Source organism: Staphylococcus simulans, assembly GCF_003043455.1.
Classification (GTDB): domain Bacteria; phylum Bacillota; class Bacilli; order Staphylococcales; family Staphylococcaceae; genus Staphylococcus; species Staphylococcus simulans_A.
In genome coordinates this window covers 1-3,133 of record NZ_PZGG01000114.1, presented here as the reverse complement: position 1 = coordinate 3,133, position 3,133 = coordinate 1, and the positions used below count along the sequence as shown (strand labels likewise).

2 protein-coding genes are annotated in these 3,133 nt (G+C 34.5%); one reads left to right on the top strand and one right to left on the bottom strand.

The window, feature by feature from the left end:
• Positions 1 to 132: 132 nt before the first annotated feature.
• Positions 133 to 1,734 carry an ABC-F family ATP-binding cassette domain-containing protein gene (locus BU038_RS12100; RefSeq protein WP_107606223.1) on the bottom strand — a complete coding sequence of 534 codons (1,602 nt, stop codon included), beginning with the start codon at positions 1,732 to 1,734 and terminating at the stop codon, positions 133 to 135.
• A gap of 185 nt (positions 1,735 to 1,919) precedes the next feature.
• On the opposite strand from BU038_RS12100, the gene cvfB reads away from it, so the two are divergent.
• Positions 1,920 to 2,831 carry an RNA-binding virulence regulatory protein CvfB gene (gene cvfB / locus BU038_RS12095; protein ID WP_107606222.1) on the top strand — a complete coding sequence of 304 codons (912 nt, stop codon included), beginning with the start codon at positions 1,920 to 1,922 and terminating at the stop codon, positions 2,829 to 2,831.
• The last annotated feature ends 302 nt before the right edge of the window (positions 2,832 to 3,133 follow it).

The window sequence follows — 3,133 nt, the reverse complement described above, 5'->3', positions numbered from 1 at the left end:
CTCTAATTATACGTGAGGGCTTTATTTTTTTGAAATAATATGAGTATTTTATATAAAAAGCCGAGGAAAATCATTAAAGATTCTCCTCGGCTTTTATTTGAGACTGGATTTATGTCCCAGCCCCAATGATTTCTAGCTTAAAACACCAGTTTCTTTTAAGTACTCTTCATAGCTGATTTCTTTAGAAAGGGCGCCTTGTGGATTTAAGTCGATCACACGGTTTGCGATTGTATTAATAAACTCAAAGTCATGTGATGTGAAGATGATTGAACCTTTAAATGATTTCAATCCATCATTCACAGCAGTAATACTTTCTAAGTCTAAGTGGTTTGTAGGTTCATCCATTAATAGGACGTTTGCGCTTGAAAGCATCATCTTACTTAACATACAACGAACTTTCTCTCCACCTGAAAGAACACTTGCTTTTTTCTTCACTTCTTCACCGCTGAATAACATACGGCCTAAGAAACCGCGTAAGAATGTCTCAGTTTGTTCATCTTCTGGTGCATATTGTCTTAGCCAATCGACTAATGTTAAATTCACGCCATCAAAGAATTCTGAGTTATCTTTAGGGAAGTACGTACGTGAAGTTGTCACACCCCATTTAACTGTACCTTCATCTGGTTCCATTTCACCAGCTAAAATTTTAAGCAATGTTGTTTTCGCAATTTCGCTATCTCCAACAAGCACAGCTTTATCGTTAGGGAACATTGTAAATGAAATGTTATCTAAGACTTTTTCGCCATCGATTGTTTTTGATACGTTTTCTACGAATAATAAGTCATTACCAATTTCACGTTCTGGTGTGAACTTCACAAATGGATAACGACGAGATGATGGTTGGATATCATCTAACTCGATTTTTTCTAATTGTTTCTTACGACTTGTTGCTTGTTTAGATTTAGAAGCATTCGCAGAGAAACGTGCAATGAAGTCTTGTAATTCTTTGATTTTTTCTTCTTTTTTCTTGTTTTGTTCTTGCGCCATTTTTTGAGCAAGTTGACTTGATTGATACCAGAAGTCATAGTTTCCGACATACACTTTGATTTTACCGAAGTCTAAATCAGCAATATGTGTACATACGTTATTTAAGAAGTGACGGTCATGGGAAACTACAATGACTGTATTTTCAAAGTTGATTAAGAAATCCTCTAACCAGCTGATCGCAGGGATATCTAAACCGTTGGTAGGCTCATCAAGTAAAAGCACATCAGGTTCACCGAATAAACTTTGAGCTAATAATACTTTTACTTTTTGGTTGTTTTCTAATTCAGACATCTTTTTATCATGCAATTCAGCAGGAATGCCTAAACCTGATAATAATGTTGCTGCATCTGCTTCAGCATTCCAACCATTCATTTCAGCGAATTCGCCTTCTAATTCTGCAGCACGAATACCATCTTCATCGCTGAAGTCTGGTTTCATATAAATTTCGTCTTTTTCTTTCATCACTTCATATAAACGCTCATGTCCTTGAATCACAACATCTAATACACGTTCATCTTCATAAGCAAAGTGATCTTGTTTTAAAATCGCAAGTCTTTCGTTTTTACCCATTGAAACATGACCTGTTTGTGAATCTAATTCACCAGAAAGTATTTTTAAGAAAGTAGATTTACCTGCACCGTTTGCGCCAATCAAACCATAGCAATTACCTTCTGTAAATTTGATATTTACATCTTCAAACAATTTACGATCGCCAAATCGCAAACTTACATCAGTAACTTGTAACATGAATTTCCTCCATTAATTGATATTTCTAACGCATGAATTATACCACACAAACGCGTTTCTTTCGATATAATGCGGTTAAAGAACCGTAAATCATCTATATTATAGAAAGAATCGATAGAAGTTCTGTCTATACAAATGTTAACCATGTTATAATATGCCTAATACAGAAAGTGGAAGGAGTTATTATGGCTTTAAAAGATAACGATATTATCGGTACAATTGAATTTCTCAAAGTAGTCGGTTTGAACGGTTCAACATACCAACTAGAAGGCCCAAATGGCGAAGAAGTGAAACTCAATCAATCAGAAGTAAATGAAGAAGATGACCTAGAAATAGGTGAAGAATATAGTTTCTTCATTTATCCAAACCGCTCTGGCGAATTATTTGCGACTCAAAACATGCCAGACATTACAACAACCAAATATGACTATGTAAAAGTACTAAAAACAGATCGCGATGGTGCGAAAGTAGATGCAGGACTCCCTCGTGAAGTTTTAATTCCATGGGAAGATTTACCAAAAGTTAAATCATTATGGCCGCAAAACGGCGATGAAGTGCTTGCGACATTAAGAATTGATAGCGAGAAGCAAATGTTTGGTCGACTTGCTTCAGAAACAATTGTCAGTCAAATGTACACACCTGTGCATGATGATTCACTTCAAAATAATATTATCGAAGCACGTGCATATCGTGTATTAAAGATAGGAAGTTTCTTGTTATCCAAAGATGGATATAAAATCTTTGTACATGAAAGCGAAAGAAAGTCAGAACCAAGATTAGGTGAAGCAGTCAATGTGAGAATCATTGGCCATAACGATAAAGGCGAATTAAATGGTTCTTTCTTACCATTAGCGCATGAACGTTTAGATGATGATGGCCAAGTTATTTTTGACTTACTTGTAGAGTATGATGGAGAGTTGCCATTTTGGGATAAATCAAGTCCAGAAGCAATCAAAGAAGTCTTTAATATGAGCAAAGGATCATTCAAACGTGCTATTGGTCATTTATATAAGAAGAAAATCATTGATATTGAAACAGGTAAAATCAGCTTAACCAAAAAAGGGGAAGCCATCGCCGAATCAGAAAACCAATCTTAATATGAAATATAATGAAACTAGAGTGCAGTGCATTCTAGTTTTTTTATGTCTTTTTGTAACCTCATTGTAAAATAAGACGATAAAAATGCTTTTTTCATGTTTGAAATCAAAGCCACGCAATTTATTTTTCCTTTTTTTCAATTTTTTCTCAGAAATTTTCAAGTAATTTTCCATTGAGTAATTATGAAGGTCATATTAACGCAATATTAAAACATTGATATGACGCGGTTTATCGACCATTTGTAAACTTTGTAAAGATTGTAAATTTAATCTGATTTCTCATTCACTGTTTATTTACAATT

Coding starts and splice junctions, on each gene's coding strand:
- BU038_RS12100 (WP_107606223.1), bottom strand. CDS start 1,734: ATGTTACAAGTTACTGATGTAAGTTTGCGATTTGGCGATCGTAAATTG.
- cvfB (WP_107606222.1), top strand. CDS start 1,920: ATGGCTTTAAAAGATAACGATATTATCGGTACAATTGAATTTCTCAAA.